The organism is Mycobacteriales bacterium (assembly GCA_035504215.1).
GTDB lineage: Bacteria > Actinomycetota > Actinomycetes > JAFAQI01 > JAFAQI01 > DATAUK01.
The window spans coordinates 64581-87616 of sequence record DATJSI010000002.1; the positions used below are offsets into that span (position 1 = coordinate 64581).

At 69.7% G+C, this 23036-nt stretch carries 27 protein-coding genes; 10 read left to right on the forward strand and 17 right to left on the reverse strand.

The window, feature by feature from the left end; all coding sequences use genetic code 11:
• The first annotated feature begins 2 nt into the window (after window positions 1–2).
• Window positions 3–653 carry an O-methyltransferase gene (locus VME70_00430; GenBank protein ID HTW18660.1) on the forward strand — a complete coding sequence of 217 codons (651 nt, stop codon included), beginning with the start codon at window positions 3–5 and terminating at the stop codon, window positions 651–653.
• Here VME70_00430 and glgC read toward each other — a convergent pair whose 3' ends face one another.
• The 3 genes from glgC to VME70_00445 are packed head-to-tail and all read right to left on the reverse strand — an operon-like array spanning window position 654 to window position 3557.
• Entirely contained in the window at window positions 654–1892 is a 1239-nt protein-coding gene (glgC, locus tag VME70_00435; GenBank protein HTW18661.1) for a glucose-1-phosphate adenylyltransferase, read from the reverse strand.
• Between the two features lie 20 nt (window positions 1893–1912).
• Window positions 1913–3397, reverse strand: coding sequence for a leucyl aminopeptidase (locus VME70_00440; protein HTW18662.1), 1485 nt, complete (start codon window positions 3395–3397; stop codon window positions 1913–1915).
• Complete coding sequence (locus VME70_00445) at window positions 3390–3557, reverse strand: DUF3117 domain-containing protein (GenBank protein ID HTW18663.1); 168 nt, start codon at window positions 3555–3557, stop codon at window positions 3390–3392. The genes VME70_00440 and VME70_00445 overlap by 8 nt, the downstream gene beginning before the upstream one ends.
• A 93-nt stretch (window positions 3558–3650) precedes the next feature.
• Here VME70_00445 and VME70_00450 point away from each other — a divergent pair, with 93 nt between their 5' ends.
• From VME70_00450 to VME70_00460, 3 genes are read left to right on the forward strand one after another with little or no spacing between them, the layout of a single operon-like run.
• On the forward strand, window positions 3651–4448 hold the full coding sequence (locus VME70_00450) for a PaaX family transcriptional regulator C-terminal domain-containing protein (protein ID HTW18664.1): 798 nt from the start codon (window positions 3651–3653) through the stop codon (window positions 4446–4448).
• On the forward strand, window positions 4445–5230 hold the full coding sequence (locus VME70_00455) for an enoyl-CoA hydratase-related protein (protein ID HTW18665.1): 786 nt from the start codon (window positions 4445–4447) through the stop codon (window positions 5228–5230). Before VME70_00450 ends, VME70_00455 begins: the two co-directional genes overlap by 4 nt.
• Before the next feature lies 1 nt (window position 5231).
• A complete protein-coding gene (locus VME70_00460; protein HTW18666.1) occupies window positions 5232–5915 on the forward strand; it encodes a Pr6Pr family membrane protein in 684 nt (227 codons plus the stop codon).
• On the opposite strand, the gene VME70_00465 is transcribed toward VME70_00460, so the two are convergent.
• From VME70_00465 to dapE, 5 genes are all read right to left on the reverse strand, one after another.
• Window positions 5881–6456 (reverse strand): DNA-3-methyladenine glycosylase I, encoded by a 576-nt coding sequence (locus VME70_00465; protein ID HTW18667.1) that lies wholly within the window; start codon window positions 6454–6456, stop codon window positions 5881–5883. The two genes, VME70_00460 and VME70_00465, sit on opposite strands and share 35 nt — an antisense overlap.
• The gene (locus tag VME70_00470; protein ID HTW18668.1) at window positions 6453–6716 is read right to left on the reverse strand and encodes a DivIVA domain-containing protein; all 264 of its coding nucleotides are present in this window, start codon (window positions 6714–6716) and stop codon (window positions 6453–6455) included. The genes VME70_00465 and VME70_00470 overlap by 4 nt, the downstream gene beginning before the upstream one ends.
• Window positions 6717–6766: 50 nt before the next feature.
• Window positions 6767–7561 carry an SDR family NAD(P)-dependent oxidoreductase gene (locus tag VME70_00475; GenBank protein ID HTW18669.1) on the reverse strand — a complete coding sequence of 265 codons (795 nt, stop codon included), beginning with the start codon at window positions 7559–7561 and terminating at the stop codon, window positions 6767–6769.
• Between the two features lie 150 nt (window positions 7562–7711).
• Entirely contained in the window at window positions 7712–8449 is a 738-nt protein-coding gene (locus tag VME70_00480) for a TIGR00730 family Rossman fold protein (GenBank protein ID HTW18670.1), read from the reverse strand.
• Window positions 8450–8523: 74 nt separating this feature from the next.
• A complete protein-coding gene (gene dapE / locus VME70_00485; protein ID HTW18671.1) occupies window positions 8524–9564 on the reverse strand; it encodes a succinyl-diaminopimelate desuccinylase in 1041 nt (346 codons plus the stop codon).
• Window positions 9565–9601: 37 nt separating this feature from the next.
• Between dapE and dapD the strand changes: the two genes are divergently transcribed.
• Window positions 9602–10528 (forward strand): 2,3,4,5-tetrahydropyridine-2,6-dicarboxylate N-succinyltransferase, encoded by a 927-nt coding sequence (gene dapD / locus VME70_00490; protein ID HTW18672.1) that lies wholly within the window; start codon window positions 9602–9604, stop codon window positions 10526–10528.
• Window positions 10525–11001 (forward strand): GNAT family N-acetyltransferase, encoded by a 477-nt coding sequence (locus VME70_00495; GenBank protein ID HTW18673.1) that lies wholly within the window; start codon window positions 10525–10527, stop codon window positions 10999–11001. The genes dapD and VME70_00495 overlap by 4 nt, the downstream gene beginning before the upstream one ends.
• A 34-nt stretch (window positions 11002–11035) precedes the next feature.
• Here VME70_00495 and VME70_00500 read toward each other — a convergent pair whose 3' ends face one another.
• From VME70_00500 to VME70_00515, 4 genes are all read right to left on the reverse strand, one after another.
• Window positions 11036–12217: an ABC transporter permease gene (locus tag VME70_00500; protein ID HTW18674.1), complete on the reverse strand. Its 1182-nt coding sequence runs from the start codon at window positions 12215–12217 to the stop codon at window positions 11036–11038.
• A gap of 56 nt (window positions 12218–12273) precedes the next feature.
• On the reverse strand, window positions 12274–12987 hold the full coding sequence (locus tag VME70_00505; GenBank protein ID HTW18675.1) for an ABC transporter ATP-binding protein: 714 nt from the start codon (window positions 12985–12987) through the stop codon (window positions 12274–12276).
• Entirely contained in the window at window positions 12984–14039 is a 1056-nt protein-coding gene (locus VME70_00510) for a peptidoglycan-binding domain-containing protein (GenBank protein ID HTW18676.1), read from the reverse strand. Before VME70_00510 ends, VME70_00505 begins: the two co-directional genes overlap by 4 nt.
• A 65-nt stretch (window positions 14040–14104) precedes the next feature.
• Window positions 14105–14539, reverse strand: a complete 435-nt coding sequence (locus tag VME70_00515) for a hypothetical protein (protein HTW18677.1) — start codon at window positions 14537–14539, stop codon at window positions 14105–14107.
• Between the two features lie 887 nt (window positions 14540–15426).
• Between VME70_00515 and VME70_00520 the strand changes: the two genes are divergently transcribed.
• Window positions 15427–16077 carry a response regulator transcription factor gene (locus VME70_00520; protein ID HTW18678.1) on the forward strand — a complete coding sequence of 217 codons (651 nt, stop codon included), beginning with the start codon at window positions 15427–15429 and terminating at the stop codon, window positions 16075–16077.
• A gap of 74 nt (window positions 16078–16151) precedes the next feature.
• The gene (locus tag VME70_00525) at window positions 16152–17252 is read left to right on the forward strand and encodes a HAMP domain-containing sensor histidine kinase (protein ID HTW18679.1); all 1101 of its coding nucleotides are present in this window, start codon (window positions 16152–16154) and stop codon (window positions 17250–17252) included.
• Window positions 17253–17298: 46 nt separating this feature from the next.
• On the opposite strand, the gene VME70_00530 is transcribed toward VME70_00525, so the two are convergent.
• The 4 genes from VME70_00530 to fdxA are packed head-to-tail and all read right to left on the reverse strand — an operon-like array spanning window position 17299 to window position 19793.
• Entirely contained in the window at window positions 17299–17799 is a 501-nt protein-coding gene (locus tag VME70_00530; GenBank protein ID HTW18680.1) for a carbonic anhydrase, read from the reverse strand.
• A 10-nt stretch (window positions 17800–17809) separates the two neighbouring features.
• Window positions 17810–18370: a GNAT family N-acetyltransferase gene (locus VME70_00535; protein ID HTW18681.1), complete on the reverse strand. Its 561-nt coding sequence runs from the start codon at window positions 18368–18370 to the stop codon at window positions 17810–17812.
• Window positions 18367–19452, reverse strand: coding sequence for a succinyldiaminopimelate transaminase (gene dapC, locus VME70_00540; protein ID HTW18682.1), 1086 nt, complete (start codon window positions 19450–19452; stop codon window positions 18367–18369). The genes VME70_00535 and dapC overlap by 4 nt, the downstream gene beginning before the upstream one ends.
• On the reverse strand, window positions 19449–19793 hold the full coding sequence (gene fdxA / locus VME70_00545; GenBank protein HTW18683.1) for a ferredoxin: 345 nt from the start codon (window positions 19791–19793) through the stop codon (window positions 19449–19451). Before fdxA ends, dapC begins: the two co-directional genes overlap by 4 nt.
• A gap of 82 nt (window positions 19794–19875) precedes the next feature.
• Here fdxA and VME70_00550 point away from each other — a divergent pair, with 82 nt between their 5' ends.
• A complete protein-coding gene (locus tag VME70_00550; protein HTW18684.1) occupies window positions 19876–20868 on the forward strand; it encodes a GNAT family N-acetyltransferase in 993 nt (330 codons plus the stop codon).
• 146 nt (window positions 20869–21014) lie between these two features.
• On the opposite strand, the gene VME70_00555 is transcribed toward VME70_00550, so the two are convergent.
• Window positions 21015–22031, reverse strand: a complete 1017-nt coding sequence (locus VME70_00555) for a GNAT family N-acetyltransferase (GenBank protein ID HTW18685.1) — start codon at window positions 22029–22031, stop codon at window positions 21015–21017.
• Window positions 22032–22103: 72 nt separating this feature from the next.
• Between VME70_00555 and rarD the strand changes: the two genes are divergently transcribed.
• Entirely contained in the window at window positions 22104–23030 is a 927-nt protein-coding gene (gene rarD / locus VME70_00560) for an EamA family transporter RarD (protein ID HTW18686.1), read from the forward strand.
• Window positions 23031–23036: the final 6 nt, after the last annotated feature.

Below are 23036 nucleotides of genomic sequence, written 5' to 3' on the forward strand. Positions count from 1 at the left end.
TCGTGACCGAACGCAGTGAGGCCGAAATCAGTCTCGCCAACCGCCGCTACACCGAAACCTGGCTGGCCGAGGACGAGAGCCTCACCGGCGCCCGCCCACGCGGGGAAGAGCTGGGCGCGGTGCCGATCGGGTCCGGCGGAGGGGCCGTCCTGCGCTTCCTGGCGGCGAGCATCAACGCTCGCGCAGTGGTGGAGGTCGGCACCGGTGCAGGAGTGTCCGGCACCTGGCTGCTGCGCGGCATGGCCGAGGACGGCGTGCTCACCTCGATCGACCTGAAGGCGGAGCACCAGGCGGTGGCCCGCCAGACCTACGAGAACGCCGGCTTCCCCTCATCGCGAGTCCGGCTGATCAGCGGTCCCGCGCTCGAGGTGCTGCCGCGCCTGTCCGATGCGGCCTACGACCTGGTCTTCATCGACGCCTTGAAGACCGAGTACCCGGCGTACCTCACCGAGGCGCTGCGCCTGCTCCGCCCGGGCGGCGTCGTGGCGTTCGACAACGCGCTCTGGCACGGCCACGTGGCGGATCCCTCCAGCCGCGACGAGGGCACCCTCGCGATGCGCGAGCTGCTGAAGCGGGTTCGTGACGACGAACGCCTGGTGCCGGTGCTGCTGCCGAGCGGCGACGGCTTGCTCGTCGCCGTGATGCGCGGCTGATCACTCGGTCGGGACGACCTGGCCCTTTCCGAGTACGACGACACCCTCGGCGCTGACCAGGAAACCGCGCGCCCGGTCGGCGTCGTGGTCGACACCGATCTGAGCACCCGGTGGCACGAACACTCCTTTGTCGATGATGGCCCGGCGGAGCACCGCGCCCCGGCCAACGTCGACGCCGTGCATCAGCACGCACTCGTCGATCTCCGATCGCGAGTGGATCTTCACCCCCGGCGACAGCACCGATCGGCGCACCGTCCCGCCAGAGACGATGCACCCGGGCGACACCAGCGACTCGATCGCGATGCCGGTGCGGTCGGGCGCCCCGTGCACGAACTTCGCCGGGGGCAGCGACGGGCTGGTCGACAGGATCGGCCACTGGCTGTTGTAGAGGTCGAACACCGGCTTGGTCGACACCAGATCCATGTGCGCGTCGTGGTAGGTGTCGATGCTCCCCACGTCGCGCCAGTAACCGGCATCGCGCTCGGTCGCGCCTGGCACGTGGTTGGTGGTGAAGTCATAGACCTGCGCGGCGCCCTTGCCGACGAGCGCGGGGATCACGTCACCACCGAGGTCGTGGTTCGAGTCCTCGTTGTGCGCGTCCTGCCGGACCGCATCGAGCAGCGCCTCGGTCGTGAAGACGTAGTTGCCCATCGAGGCGAGCACGTGGTCGGGGTCCCCGGGCATGCCCGGCGGGTCTTGCGGCTTCTCGAGGAACTCATCGATCCGCAGACCGTCGTCCGCGCGGATGACGCCGAGTGAGGCGGACTGCTCGCGCGGCATCGGCAGGGCGGCGACCGTAACGCCCGCCCCCGAGGCGATGTGCTGCTCGATCATCTGCCGGGCATCCATCCGGTAGACGTGGTCCGCGCCGAAGACGACGACGTACGACGGGTTCTCGTCGTAGATCAGGTTGAGCGACTGGTAGATGGCATCCGCCGAGCCGGCGAACCACTTCGGGCCCAGCCGCTGCTGCGCCGGCACCGGCGTGACGTAGTCGCCCATCAGCGACGACATCCGCCAGTTGATCGAGATGTGGCGGTTCAGCGAGTGCGACTTGTACTGGGTCAGCACCACGATCCGGCCGAGCTCGGAGTTGACCAGGTTGGAGAGCACGAAGTCGATCAACCGGTAGATGCCGCCGAACGGGACGGCGGGCTTGGCGCGGTCCGCGGTCAACGGCCAGAGCCGCTTGCCCTCGCCGCCGGCAAGGACCATTCCGAGCACGCGCCGCTGCGCCACGGCCTCAGTGTCTCAGTGTCTCAGGATTCGAGCCAACGCAGGAAGGTGCGTACGCCGAAACCGGTCGCGCCCTTGGTGACCTCGTCCTCGTCCGCCTCGGCCCGCGCGGGTCCGGCGACATCGAGATGCGCCCATGGCACGCCGCCGGCGAACTCCCGGAGGAACAGCGCGGCCATGATCGAGCCGCCGCTGTACTCCCGCTCGGGGTCACCGGTGTTGCGCAGGTCCGCGATCGAGGAGTCCAGACCGTCGCGGTAGTCGTCAACGAGCGGCATCGCCCACAACCGCTCGCCGGCCGACCCCGCGGCCGCGAGCAGCTCGTCACGCAGCCCGTCGCTGGTCGAGTAGAGCGCGCCGTGCCGGCTCCCGAGCCCGATCCGCGCCGCGCCGGTCAGCGTGGCGATGTCGACGATCGCATCCGGCGCGAGGTTGGCCGCCGCGTAGGCGAGCGCGTCGGCGAGGACGACCCGGCCCTCGGCGTCGGTGTTGAGCACCTCGTCGGTGCGCCCGCCGTAGTGGCGGACCACGTCCCCTGGCCGGGTCGCGCTGCCGCTCGGCATGTTCTCGGCGAGCGGGACCAGCCCGGTCACCGCGACGCCGATCTCGAGCGCGGGCAACGCGGCCATGGTCGCGATCACCGCGCCGGCACCGGCCATGTCGGTCTTCATGCCGGCGATCGCGTCGGTCCGCTTGAGCGACAAGCCGCCGGAGTCGAAGGTGATCCCCTTGCCCACGAGCACGACGTGCCGGTCGGCTCCGGCCGGCTGGTAGGCCAGCTCGACGAAGTACGGCGGGCGGGACGAGCCGGCGCCGACCGCGAGCACGCCACCGAAGCCCTCTGCCGCCAGTTGCGCTGCATCACGGACCGCGACCGTGAGGCCGGCCGCCTCGCCGAGCTCCCGGGCCTGCTCGGCCAGCCACTGCGGTGACTTGCCGAGCGAGGGTGCGTTCGCAAGGTCGCGCGCGCGGCGGACCGCCAGGGTGACCGCCGCAGCCCGGGCCAGTGCGGGACGAAGGCCGCCCGGGTCGTCGACGACCAGTTTCGCGCGCTTCAACGCCGGCGGCTTCGCACCGTTGACCGAGTACCGGTAGGTGGCGAGCGCCAACGCCTCCGCCACGGCCCGCACGGCCGGCTCGTCGTCGCCGTCGACGATGGTCGTGGCGAGCGACTTCGAATCCTTGGCCCGCCGGGCCACGGCCGCGGCGGCCTTGCGCAGTGCGGCCGGCGAACCGTCGCCGATACCGGCCAGCAGGACCAGGTCGAGGCCGTCCCGACGGACCGGGATGACCGTGACCTCTCCGGCCCTGCCGGTCGCCTTCTCCGCCTTGAGCGCCGCCACGGCGTCGATTCCGAGCGCGCGGAGCTCCGCCGCGCCCCGACCGAGCCGGTACGCCCCGCCCGAACGCCCCGCGACCGCCACCGCGAGCGTCGCAGCGCTCCCGGCGAGCGGCCCGCGGGCCGCTGCGACGGCGATCATGGACGAGGCGCCCAGCGGGTCAGCCAACAGCACTCTTGAGGGCATCACCGAGGTTGGTCGCCTCGGCCGGGGTCAGCTCGACCACGAGCCGGCCACCGCCCTCGAGCGGTACGCGCATGACGATGCCACGTCCTTCCTTGGTCACCTCGAGCGGACCATCGCCCGTCCGCGGCTTCATGGCAGCCATCCGCGTGCTCCTTCGTTCGTCTGAATTTGCTGCTTCGCCCCATTATCGCGGACCGAACCCCCTGCGCGCGATCCGGCGGGGCAGACTGCCTTCGTGAACGCGAGATCCGCGCTGTTCGACCTGTACGGCGACCACCTCGCCGCGCGGGGCGGCCAGGCGCCCGTGGCGGCGCTGGTGCGCTGTCTCGGCGCGCTCGGAATCGCCCCGCCCGCGGTGCGTACCGCGGTCTCCCGCATGGTCCGGCAGGGCTGGCTCACCGGCGTGCGGACGGCGGCCGGGCCGGGCTACGCGCTCACCGAGCGGGCGGTCAGCCGGCTGGACGAGGCGGGCGCCCGGATCTACCGGACCCGCGAGCAGCCCTGGGACGGCTGCTGGCATCTGCTCGTCGTCGATCGGGTCCGCGACCGCTCACGCCGCGACCGGTTGCGGGTCGGGCTGCGCTACCTCGGCTACGGCACGCTCGACGACACCACGTGGCTCGCGCCGCGGCCGTCCAGCGAGCTCGACGGCCTGCTGGCGACCGAGCGGGTCGAGGCCGCCCGGTTCACCGCGACCCACGACGGCGACACCGAGGCGCTGGTCGCGCGGGTCTGGGACCTGGACACGCTCGCAGCGGCGTACCGGAGCTGGCTCGACCTCGCCGAGCGGATCGTCGCCGGAGTCGACCCGGCCGGCGGCGACGAGGCTGCCTTCGCGGCCCGCACCGAGCTCGTGCACGAGTGGCGCAAGTTCCTGTTCACCGACCCTCGGCTGCCCGATCAGCTGCTGCCACCGGACTGGGTCGGCAGGAACGCCGCGCAATACTTCGACGACCAGGCGACTCGGCTGCTCCCGGCCGCCGTCCGCTTCATCGACGCCAGCCTCGAGCCCGAGGGACGGAGGACGCAATGAGTGACGGCATCGGCTACGCGGTGGCCGACGGGACCGCCCGGATCACGCTGGACCGCCCGGAGTCGCTCAACTCGCTCACCGTGACGATGAAGGTCGGGCTGATCGAGGCGCTGGCCAGAGCGCATTCCGACGATGCGGTCCGAGCGGTCGTGCTCACCGGCAGCGGGCGCGCGTTCTGCGTCGGGCAGGACCTCAAGGAACATGCCGCGGCGCTCGCATCGGGCGACTCCGAGCTCAGCACCGTCGTCGAGCACTTCAACCCGATCACGGAGGCGATCGCGGGCCTGCCCAAGCCGGTCATCGCGGCGGTCAACGGGGTGGCCGCCGGGGCCGGCGCCTCGCTCGCGTTCGCCTGCGACCTGCGGATCGCGGCTGATAACGCGTCGTTTCTCATGGCGTTCGCCAACGTCGGGCTCGGCCCGGACACCGGCGCCTCCTGGACGCTGCAGCGCCTGATCGGCGCGGGCCGCGCCACGGCCATGCTGATGCTCGCCGAGCCCGTCCCGGCGGCGCAGGCGCTCGAGATGGGCCTGGTCAGCGCGGTCGTCCCGGGGGCGAGTCTCGAGTCCGTGGTGGGCGAGCTTGCGGCCAAGCTTGCTTCCGGGCCCACTCGCGCCTACGCGGCGATCAAGGACACCGTGCGCTTTGCCGCGACGCACCCCCTGACTGAGAGCTTGGCCCGCGAGGCCGAGCAGCAGGGCAGCTGCGGGCGCACCGAGGACCACGCGAACGCAGTCGCTGCCTTCTTGGCGAAACAACCCGTGAGCTTCAACGGGCGCTGACGTGCGTCGAGACGGGTGGGCGCGGCTGCTCGCCGCCGTCACCGCGCTCGTGGTAATCGCAGGCATCGTTCTCCAGATCCACGCGACCGCGACCTCGACCGGCGGGTTCTTCAGCAGCAAAGGCGAGCGGATCGCGAACATCTTCTGCTTCTTCACGATCCTGTCGAACCTGCTGCTTGCCGTCACGAACGCAGTCCTGGTCGCGGACCCCCATCGCTGTACGCCGATCTTTTCTGCCCTGCGACTTTCTGCCGTGCTCAGCATGATCGTCACCGGGGTCGTCTTTCACATCGCGCTCGCGGGGCTGCACGACCTGCATGGAACTGCCAAGGTGGCCGACCTGCTGCTGCACACCGTCTCGCCCGTCCTGGCCGTGGTCGGCTGGCTGTACGCCGGGCCGCGCGGTGCGATCGACGGTCGCGTGGTCGGGTTGAGCGTCGGCTACCCCGTGCTCTGGCTGGTCGCGACTCTCATCCGCGGCGCGGTCGTGGGCTTCTATCCGTATCCGTTCCTTGACGCGACCACCCACGGCTACCTTCGCGTGGCGGTGAACAGCGTGATCGTCGCCGCACTGTTCCTTGGCCTTGCTGCCGGCGCCGCGTGGCTCGACCGGAGGCTGCCTGGTCGCGCTGCCACGCCTGCAGTCGCGATCAGCGCAGCCAGCACTCCGCAAGGTGGTCGTTGACCAGCCCGGTTGCCTGCATGAGCGCGTAGAGCGTGGTTGGCCCGACAAAGCGAAAACCGTTGCGCTTCAACGCCTTTGCGAGTGCCACCGACTCCTCCGACGACGCCTGCAGGTCGGTGAGCGTTTTGGGCGCGGGGGCCGGTGTGGCCGGCGCGTATCCCGTGACGAACGCAAGCAGGCCGCCTTCGAGGTCGCGGGCCGCGCGAGCGTTGGCGATTGCTGCCTCGATCTTCAGCCGGTTGCGCACGATCCCCGCATCTCCCAGCAAGCGCTCCACGTCGCGCTCGTCGAACTCGGCGACGTCGGGGATGGAGAAGTTCGCGAAGGCCGCCCGGAACCCCGGGCGCTTGCGCATGACAATGAGCCACGACAGCCCCGACTGGAACGCCTCGAGCGTGAGTCGCTCGAACATCGCGTCATCGCTGCTGAGCGGCCGGCCCCACTCCTCGTCGTGATACGTCACGTAGTCGGCGGTAGACAGTGCCCACGGGCAGCGCAGCTTGCCGTCCTCGCCGGGCACTGCGCCGCTCGTGCGGCTCATCGCTCCTCGGCGCTCGGCATCGCCCGCATCGACTCCGCGATCCGCTCGAGGGCGTTGTCGACGTCCTCCATGCGGTAACCCCGGGCGCTGGTGCGGAACCGCAGGCCGGCGATGTCGTCGGCAGTCAGCCGCCGGTCGGGCAGGCCGAGGTCGCCGTGATCGACCGTCTCCTCGCTGAGCCCGCGGTCATTCAGCGTCAGCGCGAGTGCGACGCCGATCAAGATGATGATGCCGAGCAGCACCAGGACGATGAGGCCCACCTGTGCATCGTGGCACGCCCGGCCGACAAACCCGCGCCGACTCCGGCCGATCAGTGCGCCAGCCGGGTCTCCAGGATCGAGTTGCCGCCGTCGACCGTGACCGACTGCCCGGTCACGTACGACGCACCCGGCGTGCAGAGCCACGCAATCACCGACGCAACCTCATCCGGTCGGCCGCTGCGCCCGACCGGGGTCACTTCGCCCTCCCGTGCCTCATCCGCGGTCTGTGACGCGGTGGCGATCCACCCCGGCGCGACCGAGTTCACCGTGATGCCGCGGTCGGCGACATCCGTGGCGATCGCCCGGCACAGGCCGAGCATGCCGGCCTTCGATGCGGCGTACGCCACGTCGTCCCGCATGGCCATGACGGGGCCGGTGACGCTGCTGACCATCACGATCCGTCCCCAGCCACGGCCGATCATTCCGGGCAGCGCTGCCTTCGAGACGAGGAACGCGGTGTCCAGGTTGCGGGTGAGCGAGGCCCGCCAGTCGGCGTACGACAACGCCTGCGCGCTGCCACCCCGGAAGTCCGGGTCGCGGACCGAGACCATCCCCGCGTTGTTCACGACGATGTCGACGCGACCCCAGCGCTGCTCGGCGGCGGCCAGCAGGTCGGTCGCGGCGACCGGATCGGTCAGATCGCCGGCCACGCCGATCGCCTCGACTCCGGACTCGCCCAGCTCGGCCGCCCGGTCATGCACGCGGTCGGTCGTCGCGGCCACCACGATCGCGGCGCCGAGCGCAGCCAGCTCCCGGCAGGCCGCGAACCCGATCCCCTCTGCGCTGCCCGCGCCGGTGACGACCGCCACCCGGCCGGTCAGGTCGAATGCCGAAGGCAACGTCACGAGCGGCAACCTCTCACAACGAGCCCAGGTGGAGGGAACGCATGGCCCATGAGTGCTCCGCGCCTCGACACCGATGGGCCATGCGTGTCGCCCTAACGACAGCTGTGGGTCATGCGGGTCGCGGCCCTGTGCACGGATGGGCCATACGTGTCAGACGTCCGCGGGGCGGCCGGCCTGGCTCTCCCGGATGATCTCGACGACCTCGTCGACGTCGTCGCTGACCCGGATCAGGTCCAGGTCCGGGACCGAGATCTTGCCCTGCTCGAGCATCGAGCTCCGCAGCCAGTCCAGCAGGCCGGTCCAGTATCGGCGGCCGTACAGGATCACCGGGAACGATGTGATCTTGCCGGTCTGGACCAGCGTGAGCGCCTCGAACAGCTCATCCATTGTGCCGAACCCGCCGGGCAGTACGACGAACGCCTGCGAGTACTTCACGAACATCGTCTTGCGCACGAAGAAGTAGCGAAAGTTGACCCCGACGTCGACCCAGTCGTTCAGGCGCTGCTCGAAGGGGAGCTCGATGCCGAGCCCGATCGAGACCCCGCCGGCCTCGGTACAGCCCTTGTTGACCGCTTCCATGACGCCCGGCCCGCCACCGGTAATGACCGCCCAGCCGTCGCGAGCGAGCGCGCCACCGAGCTGCTCTCCCGCGACGTACTCCGGCGCGCCGGGCACGGTCCGTGACGAGCCGAAGACGCACACCGCGCGAGGCGCCTCGGCGAGCAAGCCGAAACCCTCGACGAACTCCGCCTGGATCCGCAGCACCCGCCAGGGATCGGTGTGCACCCAGTCCGAGGGACCCCGGGTGTCGAGCAGCCGCTGGTCCGTCGTCGAGGTCTGCACCTGCTGGCGGCGGAACACAATCGGGCCGCGCTGCTTCTCCGGCATGCGGTCCGGGTCTTTGAAGTCCACGCGCGGAGGCTACCCGCTCGGCCGGCCGCGACTGGGCCGCCCGCAGCGGGCTAACGGCTCAGGTAGGCCCTCAGCATGCGCTCGCACTCGGCGATCAGCGGTACGTCGACGTACTCCTCACGGGTATGCGCAAGGTTCGGGTCACCGGGACCGAAGTTGACCGCCGGGATGCCGAGCGAGGCGAACCGCGCGACATCGGTCCAGCCGAGCTTCGCCTGCGGCTCGCCACCGATCGCCGCAAGGAAGTCCGCCGCCGCCGGCTCGCCGAGCCGCGGCGGCGCGGCCGGTGCAGAGTCGGTCAGCACGCACTCGAACGGCGCGAGCAGGTCCTGGACGTGCGCGAGCGCCTCCTCCTCGGTGCGGTCCGGCGCGAACCGGTGGTTGACCGCGATCGTGCAGCGGTCCGGCACGACATTGCCGGACACGCCACCCTCGATCCGTACGGCGTTGAGGCCCTCGCGGTAGTCGCAGCCGTCGATCGTCACCTGTCGGGCGTCATACGCCGCCAACCGGTTGAGCACCTCGCCGGCCGCATGGATCGCGTTCTCGCCGAGCCAGGACCGGGCCGAGTGCGCGCGCCGCCCGGTGCAGACCACGAGGACCCGAAGGGTGCCCTGGCAACCTGCTTCGACCCGGTTCGCGGTCGGTTCCATGAGCACCGCGAGGTCTGCTTCGAGCCAGCTCGGTTCGTTGCGGAGCACGCGGCCGAGGCCGTTGTGCGCCGCATCGGTCTCCTCGTTGTCGTAGAACAACCAGGTGACGTCATGGCGGGGCTCCGCGACCGTCGCCGCGAGCCGGAGCATGACCGCGACACCGGCCTTCATGTCCGACGTGCCGCAGCCGTAGAGCCGGTCGCCCTCGCGGCGGCTCGGCACGTTGTCGGCGACCGGCACGGTGTCGAGGTGGCCGGCGATCACGACCCGCTGGGAGGCGCCGACCGACGTGCGCGCCATGATCGCGTCGCCGTCGCGCTCGACGCTGAGGTGCGACTGCGCTCGAAGCGCGGCCTCGACCTCGTCCGCGAGCCGGGTCTCACCGCCCGACGGCGACGGCACATCGACGAGGGACGCAGTGAGGACGTCCCCTGGCATGGTGAGGTCGATCACCACCCCACCGTAGGCTGACTGCGTGGCGTTCCGCGACGAGCCCGCCGCCGGGGTGGGGCTGGCGACGTACGACGGCGCTGGTCAGATCCTCGACGCCTGGTTTCCCCGGCCGACCCTGGGATCCGAGCCGGACCAGCCCGAGCTCGAGCTGCGGCCGGCGGTCGACGAGCTGCGGCGGGTCAAGGTCGAGCCGGTCGAGACCCGGATCGCCACGCTCGCCGACCCCCCTGCCGACGCCGCCGACGCGTATCTGCGACTGCATCTGCTTTCGCACCGGTTGATCCGCCCGCGCGAAGCCAACCTCGACGGCATCTTCGGGCTGCTGACCAACGTCGCCTGGACCTCGCTCGGGCCGGTCGCCGCCACGGACGCCGATGAGGTCCGGATGCGTGCACGTGCCGCCGAGGTGCGTCTCGAGGTCTACGGGGTCGACAAGTTCCCGCGGATGACCGACTACGTCGTCCCGTCCGGCGTACGCATCGCAGACGCGGACCGGGTCCGGCTCGGCGCCCACCTCGCCTCCGGTACGACGGTCATGCACGAGGGCTTCGTCAACTTCAACGCCGGCACCCTCGGTACGTCGATGGTCGAAGGCCGGATCGCGTCCGGCGTCACGGTGGGCGACGGCACCGACGTCGGCGGCGGCGCATCGATCATCGGCACGCTGTCGGGCGGCGGGCAGGTCGTCGTCTCGCTCGGCGAGCGCTGCCTGCTCGGCGCGAACTCCGGGATCGGGATTCCGCTCGGCGACGACTGCGTCGTGGAAGCCGGTTGCTACATCACCGCGGGCGCGAAGCTGACCCTCCCGGACGGCGAAGTCGTCGCGGCCCGGCAGCTGGCCGGTGTGAGCGGCATGTTGTTCTGGCGCAACAGCGTGACGGGAGCGCTCGAGGCACGGCCGCGAGCCGGCTCATGGGGCGGCCTCAACGCCGCGCTGCACGCCCAATGACGGTCGACGGCGATTACGTCATCGAGCCCGCTGACGGCGCTTCTGACGAAGCGATCACGCTGATACAGGCCTACCTGGCGGAGATCAACGCCGGCTTCGGGCATCAGCCCGACGAGCGCGACCCGAACCATCCCGAGGACTTCAACCCGCCGACCGGCCGGTTCCTCGTCGTACGAGACTCCGACGGCCGGGCGCTCGGTTGTTGCGCGGTCCGGCTGCTCGACGCCGACACCGCCGAGGTGAAGCGCATGTGGCTCGCGCCGGAGATCCGTGGTCGCGGAATGGGGCGCCGGCTGCTCGCCGCGATCGAGCAAGCGGCCCGCGACCTCGGCGCCCGCCAGGGAAAGCTCGATACCAACGAGTCGCTCACCGCCGCCGTGTCGCTCTACCAGAGGTGCGGATGGGCGCAGGTGCCGAGGTACAACGACAACTTGCATGCCACGCATTGGTTCACCAAGGACCTCCTGGGCTGATAGCAACTGGTCTGGTTCGCGCAGCGACAACCCTTTACATACTCCAGAGCGCCTTCGTCGGCGCCATCCGTGCTGCGCGTACAGCAGGCAGCAGACCGGCGATGCCGCCGATCAACAAGGCGGCGCCCAGTCCGCCCGCCCAAGCAAGGGTGGGGATGACGGTCACCCAGTGCTGGCTACGGGCATACACGGCGGTTCCGGCAACGCCGAGCGCAACTCCGACTGCGCCGCCCACCAGTGAAAGGAGCATGGCCTCGGCGAGGAACTGGATGCGGATGTGCCCTTTGGTTGCGCCGAGCGCGCGGCGTAGCCCGATCTCGGATCGGCGTTCAAGGACGCCGATGAGCATCACGTTTCCGACGCCGATGGCTCCGACGAGCAGCGACACGGCTCCGAGACCGAGGAACTCGCTGTTCAGGGCGCCGTTCGCGTCGGCTTGGGCAACGAGGGCGTCGGAGGGTTGACTCACAGTGACCTCGTTGGGGTATTCGGGGTTGGCGGTAGCGGCGAGCAAAGCGTGGACCGCATCGACCTGATCGGAGCGCGCCCGCAGGTAGATCTGCGACGGGTGGCCGTCGAAGCCGAAGTATCTGCGCGCGGCGGGATAGCCGATGAGGACCGACGTGTCGATTTCGCTGGCGAGTACGGCCGGGCGAAGGATACCTACGAGGTAGAACCATTGGCCGCCGACGGCGGTCAGTGGAGTCGCCTGACTTTGAGCCTGGGTGAGGAAGATCCGCTCTCCCGGATAGATCCGGTCGATGCCGAGCAGGCCGGCGGCGCCCGCTCCAAGTACGACGACCGGCTCGCGGGCGCTGGCCGTATTGAGAAACCGCCCCTGTGCGACGGAGGTGCCGACCGTTCGAGGAAGAGTCAGGCTGGTCGCCTGCACCGCAAGACCATTGCTGTTGATCGCGGGGATCAACCGACTGCGATAGGCATTGGCGCCCGTGACCAGCCCCGTGTCATCCACAGCAGTAACCGGGCCGATTCGGGCGATCATGCCCGGGGCCGCGAGCGGAAGCTCCGCGGCTCCTCCGCTGAGGGTTTGGCCGTTCGCGACAGTCAGCAGGTTGGTGCCGAGCTGGCTGATCTCGTTCAGCAGTCCCGCTTGCGAGGACGCCGACAACCCGAGCACTGCCGCGATCGCAGCGACGCCGATCGCGATGCCGAGACAGGACAGCGCAGCGCGCACCTTGCGGGCACGGATACCCACGGTGGACAGGCGAGCGAGGTCGGCAGGACCTACCCGGTGCGCTGCCGGTGGCGCGCTCACGAAGGCGCACCGGCGCTGGTTGTTGTGCGGACAGTGTCGCTCACGATGCGGCCGTCGAGCATCTCGACTCGGCGCGGCATTCGTCGTGCGATGCGTTCGTCGTGGGTGACCACGACGATCGTGGTACCTGCCGCATGCAGCCGCGCGAGCAGGTCAAGGATGGCCTGTCCGGTCCGCTGGTCGAGGTTGCCGGTGGGCTCATCAGCTAACACGATGGCGGGTTGCCCGACGATGGCGCGGGCGATCGCCACTCGCTGTCGTTGTCCCCCCGAGATTTCGTTTGGTCGCACGTGCAACCGATCGCGCAGCCCGACTTCGGAAAGTGCCGCAGCCGCGAGTTCGCGGCGCACCCGGACCGGTACGCCGGCATAGAGCAGACCGTCCGAGACGTTGTCGAGCAGGTTCGCGTGTTCGGCGAGGAAATACTGCTGGAACACGAAGCCGACGCGGGCGGCTCGAAGCGCGGCCAGCTCGCGGTCGGACAGCTGAGCGAGGTCCAGATCCGTGATCTTGACGACGCCCGAGGTCGGCCGATCGAGACTGCCCATCAGGTGCAGCAGTGTCGTCTTGCCCGATCCCGACGGACCGACGACAGCCACCAACTCGCCAGCCGTCACAGTCAGGCTTACTCCGCGCAACGCCGCCACCGGCGGCACGCCCGGGTAGGTCTTGCCCACCCGGTCGAGATGAAGCACCACCGGCGAGCTCACTGGCCCGGTACCACTACACGTTGCCCTGCCGCCAGCCCCGAGCCGGATACCTGCACCTCCCCGGCCGCATCGTCGAACAAGCCTGCCGCCACCGCAATCACGTGGCGAGCGCCGCTCCGTCCGAGCACCTCTACCGCGTAGCCGCCGCCAGCCCGCGCGAGCAGCGCGTCCACCGGCACTGCCATCACGTGTCGCACCACGCGGTCGGTGATGGCTACCTCCACCAAGGCCTGATCGAAGCGAGCTGCGGAGCGCAAACGGGTGGGACGGATCTCGACTCGCACGGTTGGTCCGCTGCCTCCGTCGCCCGCACCGGCGGAGTCATTCGACGGCACCGTCGCGACGGTTCCGACCGAGGTGACGATGCCCGGGGTGTGGCGGCCGTCCGGCAACGTGATCATCACCCGGTCGCCACGTCGCACCTCGGACTGCAGGCTCGGGTCGAGCGCGACTGACACAGTCCGCGTCGTCGATGTGGCGGTCATCAGCACACCGGTCGCCGGACCGGCGAGGACGGCTCGCAGCGTCGTGATGCGCGCCGCGGTGGGCAGGAACACGACGTCACCAAGAACAAGCTCGCCGGTCTGCGCGACGCCGAGGTGGTTCTGCAGCTTCGCGACAGCGGCCATCGTCGCGGCACCGAACTCGTGCCAGGCCATATCGACGTCGGAGCGGGGAAGGTACCCGAGCGACACCAAGTCGTGGTTTAGCTCGCCGACGTCCGCACCGGAAGCGCCATAGGAGAGCGAACGGTAAGCGGGTATCGCGCCGTACAGCAGCGCTACTGGCGCTTGGTTCGATCGGTACAGCACCTGGCCGTCATGAATGACGTCTCCGAGATGTGGGAGCCAGGTCAGCGTTCCTGACCCGTGGCCCAACACGGTGAAGGAGCCGACGAAGCCAAGCACACCGTTGAGCTGCGTTTGCTCGGACAGCGAGCGTCGGGTGACTATCGCGAGCGACGTCGCCGACCCACTGTCGACCGTTCCGTTGCTCTCTCGGCCATGGGTCAACACACCTTTGACCGCGATGACCACACCGGCTGCAATCACGACGAGGACCAGACCACCAACAGCCCGGCGGCGTCGGCGGCGCGTATACGGTGCGTCTGCGCCCTTCATGGCGAAACCTGTGCCGGCAACCCAGGCAATCCGGGCATTAGGCTCGAACACTGGTTGCCCTTGGCCCAGACCCGTGACGAGTAGGGATCGAAGCCGAGCGCGCTGATGCTGATGGCGAAAATCGGGCGCCCTTGAGAGTCGATGGTCGGATCGGGCCAGCGCGGCACGCCGTGCGAGCGCATGCATCTGGCGAAAGCTCGCTCTTCGATGAGGACGCGCTGCACAAGGGCCGACGGGCAGTCGCTGGCTTCCATGCATTCCTGAACGGACGTGCGACTGATCGATCCACCGTTCGATGGGAGAAGGTGCCGGCAAGCGTGCTGAGCGGAGCCGAGCTGTGCGCTGCCGACGCCAAGCTGATGTGCATCTGCCTTCGGGAGGTCACCAGCGCTGTCGGGGTCAGCGAAATTCGGCACGCCGTGGGATCGCATGCAGGCGGAGTACGCAAGCGCTGACGGCATCCTCGTCGGGGTCGCGTCACTCCGAGTGCTTCCGCCCCCGGACGGGGCGGCATGACCGCTGCAGGCGGTCATGACCAGCAGCAACGCGATGACTACCGCGGCTACGAGAAGATCTCGTAGCCGCCCGCCAACGATCTCGATGTCTCCGTTCATCCGATATCCACGGGGACGTCGCCGTGGACTCCGACGAGACGCTCACAGATCCGATCAATGTTCATGAACCGACGCGAGTGTGCTGCGGCCGAGGTGATACCAGCTCCGCTGACGTCGAAGTAAGGAGGTCTCTGCGCGTTGACCGTGGGATCAGGCCAGTTCGCAACCCCGTGTGAACGAACACATCGGGAGTAGGCGCGCTGCGCAGCCAGGATCTGCTGCACCACCGCCGGCGGGCAGACGTCGGCCAGCAGACATTGCTGGCTGGCTTGCGCGAAGGATCCCGAGCTGCTCGGCAGCAGGTGCCGGCAGGTGGTCTCTGCCGATCGGAAGGCGGCGTCGCTTACCCCGAAGTGTTGCGCATCTCCTTTCGGGATACCTCCGTCTGGGCCAGGGTCCGGAAAGCTCGGCACGCCACTCGAGCGCATGCAGGACGAGTACGACACGCCCGACCGCGAGCCGGACGCGCGAGCCGAATTGTTGGCCGTCGACCCGCCACTGCATGCGCTCGCGAGGACCGCGGTGGCGGCGATGGCTACCGTCGCCGAGGATCGCAAAACTACTGCAGATCGGGGTTTCATGGGTGCTCCGCTCCGGGTTGGGCCCGCGGCGCCGCGGTCCACCAGGTGTAACGCGTAGCCCATGACACGAGCCGAACAGTGATTGTTAGATCGATGTCACCTGAGCCGAGGCACGATGTATCGATGCGAGTGCTGGTGGTCGAGGACCACATCGCGCTGGCCAACCGGATCGGTGAGGGCCTGCGCGATGCCGGCTTCGCCGTCGACGTCGTGTATGACGGCGCCCTGGCGCTGCAAAGCACCAACGAGACCGAGTACGACGTGATCGTTCTCGACCGTGATCTGCCAGCGGTCCACGGGGACCGCGTGTGCCGCCAACTGGCACGCGAGGGAGCCTCGGCACGAATACTGATGCTGACCGCCGCGGGCGATGTCGAGGACCGGGTAGAAGGGCTCGAGCTAGGAGCAGACGACTACCTCGGGAAGCCGTTCGCGTTCCACGAACTGATCGCCCGCGTCCGCGCGCTGGGCCGGCGCGGGCCCGGCTCACCGGCAGTCGTCCAGCGAGGCGACCTGATCGTCGACCGGGCTCGGCATCGGGCGAGTCGCGCCGGCATGCCACTCACTCTCACCCGCAAGGAGTTCGGTGTTCTGGAGCGACTTGCCGCAGCCGATGGTGCCCCGGTTAGCGCCGAGGAGCTGCTCGAACACGTGTGGGACGCCCATGCCGACCCTTTCAGCAACACTGTCACGGTCACGGTGGCCCGGCTGCGTCGCAAGCTGGGTGAGCCGCCACTGATCGAAACCGTGGTCGGCGTCGGCTACCGGCTGTGAGAATCCAGCTCAGCGCACGATCTCGGCTCACGCTGGTCTACGCATCCCTCTTCGTTCTGGGCGGAGCCGCCCTTGTGACGATCACGTACCTCCTCGTTGCCCACTCACTACACAGCTCCGTTACCACGACTCCACGTCAGATCCAGCAGAAGGTCGACAAGTGCCTTGCGGCCGCGAAGGCACGCGGCGGTATCGGTGCAAGTCGCAAGTGCGGCGCCCTCTACAGCAGCGGTGTCCGCGCCGGCGCCGCCGCCCAGCGCAGCGCGACCCTTGCGCACCTGCTGGTGTACTCGCTCCTGGGCTTGGCCGCTGTCGCACTGCTTGCGGTGGTGGCCGGTTGGCTTGTGGCCGGACGCATACTCCGACCGATCCACCGGATCACTGAGGCGGCACGTACAGCAAGTGAGCAGAACCTGTCGGAACGGATCTGCCTGGACGGACCGCGCGATGAGTTGCGCGAGCTCGCCGACACTTTCGACGCAATGCTTGAACGGCTCGACCTGGCGTTCACCGGTCAACGACAGTTCATCGCCAACGCCAGTCACGAGCTGCGGACACCGCTCACCGTGATGCGCACGTCTATCGATGTCGTCCTCGCGAAGCCGATGCCTTCCAGCGAGGAGCTGGTGTCGATGGCCACCGACGTCCGCGAGGCCACAGACCATGCGGAGCGACTCATCGACGCGCTGCTCGTGCTCGCCCGAAACGAGCAAGCACGCGTGCTCGTTGAGCCGCTCGATCTCGCGGCGGTCGCCGAGGACGCTCTCGAGGGGCGCTCCGCCGACGGCATCACCACGATCGCCGCGCTCGGCGAAGCACCCGTGACGGGCGACCGTGTGCTGCTCGAACGGCTCGTCACGAATCTGCTCGACAACGCAGAGCGTTACAACACGGCGGGCGGCACGGTCTCGGTGTCGACGAAGGCAGTCGATGGCACGTCGGTGTTGCACATCGTCAACACGGGTGCTGTCGTGCCGGCCGACCAAGTCGAGCGGTTGTTCCTTCCCTTCACCCGACTCGACGACCGCCTCCGCCACGACGGATTCGGGCTCGGCTTGACCCTGGTCTCATCGATAGCCACAGTGCACGGCGGCACCGCCGAAGCCGTGGCGATACCCACCGGCGGCCTCGACGTCACCGTCCGCCTCCCTCGACGCGATGTGGACACGTCATGACTGCCTTGGAGCGGGCGGGATGAAACGTCTGGCTTGCGGGAGCCGGTCAACAGATTCGGGTCAGGCCGCCGGTGTCGACGTCGTAGCGGAAGCCGCCGGTCTCGAGGCCGGCGAGATACGGCCAGGAGCGGATCCGCTGGACGTCGGAGCGCAGCGCCTGCTCCTGGTCGGGAGCGGTCAGGAAGTCGAGGCTTCGCGTGTCCGGACCGCCCGCAGCTGCGATCGCCTCGTGCACCTGCGCCTCGGTGCTCTCCGCCATGCGGCACTTCGTATGCGCTATGACCATGACGCGGTCGACGCCGAGCAGGTAGCGGGCGAGGACGAGGGTCCGCAACGCGTCGCGGGTGGCGCGCGCGCCGGCATTGCGGATGATCTTCGCGTCGCCGGGCTGCAGGCCGAGCAGGCCGAGCGGATCGATCCGGGAGTCCATGCAGGTCAAGACGGCGAGACCGCGGGCGGCCGTCGGCGCGAGCCCGCCGTGTTCGAAGGCTGCGGCGTACTGCTCATTCGCGGCGAGGACGTCGGCGAACGGGTCGGCGGCGGGCACGGCGGGCAGCCTAACCGGCGGGCGGCTCGTTGAAACCACGGCGCGGCCGGCGGTAGACGTACTCCGGACCGCTGTCGGAGGGATCGGGCGAGTCCAGCTCCCCGGCCCAGATCCGGCTGAACCCGGCGCGTTCGAGCACGCGCCACGACGGCTGGTTCTGTTGCTGGACGGTCACGACGATGGCGGCAACCGGCCGCCACTCGAACACCATCGACACGAACTGGGTGACGGCCGCCGTGCCGAGTCCGCGCCCCACCGCGTCGGGCTCACCGATCAGGTAGTCGATACCGGCCGCATTCGTGACGTCGACGATCCCGTCGAAGGCGGCGGTCCACTCCGGCTCGTCCGCGAGGAGGTAGCGCTGGATCATCCCGACCGGCCGATGGTCGGCCTCGATGACGAACAGCTCGGTGGGGTCGGTCCCGTCGATGCACGGCCCGTACCGCGCCTCGACGGCGGCCGGATCGCTCGGCTCACCCCGCCACCACTCGGTGACGTGCGGGCGCTGCAGCCATTGCAGAAGGAGCGGGAAGTCCGCGCGGGTCATCGGGCGGAGCCCGACGTCGCTCATCGGGTCGCGTTCGCCAACCGCTCGGCGGCCGCGGCCACGCGCTCGTCGGTCGCCGTCAGAGCGATCCGGACGTGCTGCCCACCGGATGGCCCGTAGAACTCGCCGGGTGCAGCGAGGATGCCGAGCCCGGCGAGCCAGCCCACCGTTTCCCAGCAGCCCTCTCCGCGGGTCGACCAGAGATAGAGACCGGCGCCGGTGTCGTCGACCTCGAACCCCGCGCCGGTCAGTGCGGTCACGAGATTCGCCCGGCGCGCCGCGTAGCGATCGCGCTGGACGGCGACGTGCTCGTCGTCCCCGAGTGCCGCGATCATCGCCGCCTGCACCGGTTGCGGCACCAGCATCCCGGCGTGCTTGCGGACCTCATGCAGACGCGCGATCAACGACGGGTCACCGGCGACGAACCCGGCCCGGTAACCGGCGAGGTTCGAGCGCTTCGACAGCGAGTGAACCGCGAGCAGCCCATCGTGGCGGCCGTCGCAGACCTCGGGCGAAAGGATCGACAGTGGCCGCTCGGCGCCGTAGTAGATGTCCGCATAGCACTCGTCGCTCGCGATGACGGTGCCGCGCTCGCGCGCCCAGTCGACGATCTTGCGAAGGTGATCGGCGGGCAGCACTCGCCCGGTCGGATTGCCCGGAGAGTTGATCCAGAGCAGGTCGAGACGCTCCGGCCCGACCGAGACGGTTGCTTCGACCACGCCGCTCGTCGCGCCTGCGAGCCGCGCTCCTACGTCGTACGTCGGATAGGCGAGCGCGGGGTAGCCGATGCTCTGTGCCTGCAGGAGGAACGGCAGCCAGGCCACCAGCTCCTTCGAACCGATCAGTGGGAGCACCGAGGACGGCGCCACCTCCGCATCGAACCTGCGCTTGATCCATCCGGCGACCGCCTCGCGCAGCTCCGGCGTGCCCGCGGTGACGGGATACCCGGGCGCGTCCGCGGCCGCTGCGAGCGCGCGGCGGATCACTTCGGGAGTGGGGTCGACCGGCGTACCGATGGACAGGTCGACGATCCCGTCCGGATGGGCGCGCGCCTTCTCGCCGTACGGCGCAAGGACGTCCCAGGGGAAGTCGGGAAGCGAGATCACGCCTCCGCGGACTCTCCCGCATGTTCGCCCATCGGCGGAAGAGCGGCGACGAACGGATGGTCCTTGTTGATCTTGCCGGCCTTGGAAGCACCGCCGGGCGAACCGATGTCGTCGAAGAACTCGACGTTCGCCTTGTAGTACTCCTTCCACTGCTCCGGGACGTCGTCCTCGTAGAAGATCGCCTCGACCGGACAGACCGGCTCGCAGGCCCCGCAGTCCACGCACTCGTCCGGGTGGATGTAGAGCATCCGGTTGCCCTCGTAGATGCAGTCGACGGGACATTCCTCGATGCAGGACTTGTCGAGCAGATCCACGCACGGCTCGGCGATGACGTAGGTCACTGTTGCAATCCTCCTAGGGGCGTGCCTGCGACCCTCCTAGTATCGCCAATCACCCGCGATGGACGCGAACCAGGGAGCCGGAATGAGCGTGCACCGGCCGTTCCCGGCCGAGCCGGGCCAGACCGTGACGCTGCGCGTGGAGACCTCCGCCGGCCCGATCGGCGTGGTCGGGGTCCTGGTCGAGGTCGACGATCGGACCTGGTCGGTACGCCGCCGCGACGGCTCGGTGAGCGTGGTCGAGCGCTCCACGATCGTGGCCGGGCGGGTCGTGCCGCCAGGGCGAGCCGCCCGGGCCTCGGTCGAGGAGGTCGAGCGGATCGCGGCGCTCGGCTGGCGGGCGCTCGAGGTCGCCCGGCTCGGCGAGTGGCTGGCGCGGGCCGGCGGCGGCTTCACCGGCCGGGCGAACTCGGCGCTCGCCGTGGGCGATCCGGGCCGGCCGGTCGCCGACGCGGTGGACGCGGTCGAGGCTTGGTACGCCGGGCACGGGCTGCCCGCCCGGATCCAGCTACCCGGCCCCGAAGCCGCACCTGCCGGCTTGGTCGCCGAGCTCGACCGGCGCGGCTGGGCGACCTCGCCCGACGTACTCGTCATGACCGCCGAGCTCGGCCACGTGTTGCGAGCGGTCACCGGATCGACCGATCTCGAGCTCCGGATCGACGAAGCGCCCGACCACGCCTGGCTGGCGGCGTACCGCCAAGACGCCGGCGCACTGCCCGACGTGGCTCGCCGGATCCTCACCAACCACCCCGCGGCGTGCTTCGCGTCGTACCGCGTCGACGGGCAGGCGGTCGCGATCGCGCGCGCCGCGGTCGACGACCGCTGGGCCGGCCTGTTCGCGGTCGAGGTCGAGCCGGCCTATCGCCGGCACGGTCTCGGCGCGCTGGCAAGCGCAGCCGCGCTGCGCTGGGCCGGCGAACATGGCTCACGCCGTGCGTACCTGCAGGTTGCCGGCGACAACTCGGGCGCGATCGCGCTCTACGAGCGGCTCGGCTTCGGCGTCCACCACCACTACCACTACCGCTACGCGAGCGAGCCGCCCGACGACCTCATCGAGTCCTCGGCCACCAACTGCTGACGGTCAGCCGGACCTGGCCGGATCGTTTCAGCACACAACGCTCGCGGGATCGTCACGGTTCGTCCGCTCGTGTCCGATACGACCGGCGAATGCCGGTCGGTTGTGTGCTGAAACGGACGGGGCCGCCCGGCGCGCCGCGGCCAGCGCTAGAGGTCGAGCTGCCACTCGCTCCAGCCCTCCATCGGCCGGAACCCGAGCGCCTCGTTGACCGCGATCATGTGCGAGTTCTCGTCGGCGTTCCAGGTGTTCACGTAACGCACGTCGGGGAACCGGTCGCGGATCTGGTGCAGGTTCGCGATCTTCAGGACCAGCCCGAGCCGATGACCTCGATGATCCGCGCGCACGATCGTGTCCCACTGGTAGGCGACCGTCGAACCACTCGGTATGCCGATGTCGGTGAACCCGACCAGCTCCCCGCTCGCGTCATGGCGTACGGCGGCGAACAACCGCGTCCGGCGACGTTCGAGATAGGAATGCTCGAGCGCCCGGAAGCGCTCGACGCTCCAGCGCTCGGGCTCGAGCTCGAGCTCGCCCTGGGGCGGGTCGGTGCTCATCGCGGTCAGCAGGACAGCAAGATCGTCGACCAGCTCCGCCGGGGTCACGTCGACCCACGTGACCGGGCTGTAGCCCACGGAGGCAGCAGCGGCCTGACGCCACTCATCGCGCAGCCGCTCGCCGTCCAGGTTGTGCAGGTCGAGCAGGCGACGTTGCTCCAGCGTCGCTCGACGTGCACCCAGCGACCGGGCGAGAATCTCGCCCGGCTCGTCCACGGATCCGTCCGCACTGAGCGCACGGGTCGGGATCTCGAACAGCACACGTCGGCGGCCGGCAGCACGGAGGTCGGCCAGCACCGCGTCGAGCAACGCCCGGCCGTACCCGCGGGATCGGCAGTCCGGCCGGACCCGCAGGTTGACGCTCGCGACCTCGGAGTTGTCGTGCACCGGCAACCGGCTGATCGACGTGGCCACGGCCGCACCGCCGACCGTGCCGAGATGCAGGAGGACATCCTCGTCGCCGTACCGGCCCGACAGCATCGGTAGCACCTCGATGTACGGGTCGGCGGGCAGCGCGTCGAAGTCGGCGTCCTGCGCGGCGACCGCGACGGCCTGCCACGCCCGCAGAGCCGCTTCGTCGACGACCCGCGAGATACCCAGCTCCGGCATGCCTCGGTGCTAGCAGGCCGACCGCGATCACGGCAACGAAATCGACCTGACCCGGCCGGTAGCGTCGAACCCGTGAGCGAGGATCGGAAAGGCACGGTCTACGGCCTCGCCGCCTACCTCATGTGGGGGTTGTTCCCGCTCTACTTCCCGTTGCTGAAGCCGGCCGGCGCGATCGAGATCCTCTCGCACCGGGTGCTCTGGTCGCTGGTCGTCGTCTCCACCGTCCTCGCGGTCGCGGGCAACGGGTGGCGCCGCATCCCTCGCACCGGCCGCCAGCTGCGACTGCTCGCGATCGCGGCCGTGCTCATCGCGGTCAACTGGGGCGTCTACATCTGGGCCGTCAACCACGGGCACATCGTCGAGTCCTCGCTCGGCTATTTCGTGAACCCGCTCGTCACGGTCGCGCTCAGCGTGCTGGTCCTGCACGAACGGCTGCGGCGCTACCAGTGGCTCGCCGTCGGAGTGGCCGCGGCCGGAGTGATCGTGCTCACCGCCCAGGCCGGCCGGCCGCCGTGGATCGCGTTGATCCTGGCCGGCAGCTTCGGCTGCTACGGGCTGATCAAGAAGGTCGTCGGCGTCGAACCCGCCGCCGGGCTGGCGGTCGAGACCGCGGTGCTCGCGCCGCTCGCGCTGGGCTACCTGCTGGTCGCCGGCGCCACCGGTCACGGCACCTTCACCACCCATGGCCCCGGCCATGCCGTTCTGCTCGCCGCCGCCGGGCCGATCACCGCGGTACCGCTGATGCTGTTCGCGGCCGCATCCGTGCGCGTGCCGCTGTCCCGCATGGGGCTGATGCAGTACGTCACGCCGACGCTTCAGTTCCTCATCGGCGTCGCCGTCCGGCACGAGTCGCTGCCCGCACTGAAGCTGGGCGGCTTCCTTCTGGTGTGGGTCGCGCTCGCGGTGTTCACCGTCGGCGGCGCGCTCGCGCACCGTCGGAACCCGGCAGGTACGCCGGAACCGCACCCGCTGGATGCGGTGCCGGAGCCCGTCGCCTAGCGGCCC